This window comes from Gilliamella sp. W8128 (assembly GCF_016100545.1).
GTDB classification, from domain to species: domain Bacteria; phylum Pseudomonadota; class Gammaproteobacteria; order Enterobacterales; family Orbaceae; genus Gilliamella; species Gilliamella apis.
In genome coordinates this window covers 1-221 of record NZ_JACFSE010000046.1, presented here as the reverse complement: position 1 = coordinate 221, position 221 = coordinate 1, and the positions used below count along the sequence as shown (strand labels likewise).

1 rRNA gene is annotated in these 221 nt (G+C 53.4%); it reads left to right on the top strand.

The window, feature by feature from the left end:
* Window positions 1-221 (top strand): 23S ribosomal RNA (locus tag H3U97_RS11380); the annotation flags it as partial.

Sequence of the window (221 nt, the reverse complement as noted above, 5' to 3'; positions counted from 1 at the left end):
AAAGAAAGCGTAATAGCTCACTAGTCGAGTCGGCCTGCGCGGAAGATGTAACGGGGCTAAAACTATGCACCGAAGCTGCGGCAGCACACTAAGTGTGTTGGGTAGGGGAGCGTTCTGTAAGCCGTAGAAGGTGCACTGTGAGGTGTGCTGGAGGTATCAGAAGTGCGAATGCTGACATAAGTAACGATAAAGCGGGTGAAAAGCCCGCTCGCCGGAAGACC